Origin of the sequence: Micromonospora sp. NPDC023814, assembly GCF_040639595.1 — a bacterium.
Lineage (GTDB): Bacteria > Actinomycetota > Actinomycetes > Mycobacteriales > Micromonosporaceae > Micromonospora.
In genome coordinates, this window is record NZ_JBFAAF010000243.1 from 1 (window position 1) to 1,370 (window position 1,370).

At 69.2% G+C, this 1,370-nt stretch carries 1 protein-coding gene and 1 pseudogene; both read left to right on the top strand.

The annotated features are described in order from the left end of the window. A pseudogene (locus tag AB0G14_RS35755) lies at positions 1-325 on the top strand (hypothetical protein); the annotation flags it as partial. Between the two features lie 26 nt (positions 326-351). After that, positions 352-1,335, top strand: coding sequence for a DDE-type integrase/transposase/recombinase (locus AB0G14_RS35760; RefSeq protein ID WP_357705249.1), 984 nt, complete (start codon positions 352-354; stop codon positions 1,333-1,335). Positions 1,336-1,370 lie beyond the last annotated feature (35 nt).

The following is a 1,370-nucleotide window of genomic DNA, read 5'->3' on the forward strand; positions in this document are numbered from 1 at the left end:
GCGGCTGCTCGCCGAGTACGAGCAGGCTGTCGCCGAGGGCGACGGCAACGGCTATCTACGCCGCAACGGCCTGTACTCGTCTCTGATGAGTGAGTGGCGCCGTGCTCGCGACGCCGGCCTGCTCGAGGGCAAGAAACCCGGGCAGAGCATCGGCAGGCCGAGCGGGGAGCAGGCCGAGATCGCCCGGCTGCGCCGCCAGTTGGAGCTGGCCAACCGCAAGATCGCCCGGACCGAGGCGGCGTTGGACATCATGGGAAAAGCACACGCGCTCTTGGCCGAGATCTCCGAGAGCGCGGACACCGACACCAAGCCGACCAAGCCCTGACCGACGCCCACACGGCGTTGCTCGCCGTGGCGACGTCGACGCGCGCAGCGGCCCGCCTGACCGGGATCTCCCGCAGCACCGCCCACCGACGCTCCCGCGTCCCCACCGGGCGCCCGCCCGCGCCGCGGCCCGCGCCGGCGAACCGACTCTCCGACGCCGAACGTGCCCACGTCCTGGCGGTGCTCGACAGCGACCGGTTCGTCGACACCACCCCGACGGAGGCGTTCGCGACGCTGCTCGACGAAGGCGTCTACCTGGCCTCGATCTCCACCTTCTACCGGATCCTGCGCGCCAACGGCCAGGTCATCGACCGGCGCCGCCAGGCCCGACACCCCACCCGCGCCCGCCCCGAACTGACCGCCACAGGCCCGGGCCAGGTATTCACCTGGGACATCACCAAACTGCCCGGCCCGACCAAGGGCGCGTACTACGACGCCTACGTCATGATCGACATCTGGTCCAGGTACGTCGTCGGACACCACGTCGCCGCCAGAGAAAGCGCCGAGATCGCCCACGACTTCATCGCCGAGATCATCACCACCCACGGCGTCCCGCACGTCGTGCACGCCGATCGCGGCACCTCCATGACCTCCAAACGCGTCGCCACGCTGCTGGCCGACCTGGGCGTCACCCGCTCGCACTCACGGCCCCACGTGAGCAACGACAACCCGTTCTCCGAAGCCGCGTTCAAGACCGTCAAGTACCACCCCACGTTCCCCGAACGCTTCGGGTCACTCGCCGACGCCCGCGCGTTCTGCGACACGTTCTTCGGCTGGTACAACCACGAACACCACCACGCCGGCATCGGCCTGCACACCCCCGCCGACGTCCACTACGGCCACGCTGCCGACCAGCAGAAACAACGCGCCCAGGCCCTCGACACCGCCTGGACCACCCACCCCGAACGCTTCTCCACCCGACCCAGACCCAAAGCGCTACACCTGCCCGACACCGTCTGGATCAACCCACCCGAACCCGCTCTCGATCAACCGCTACCCCAAGCGGCGTAAACACCCACTGGTCCCACCAGCCTTGACAAGTTCCG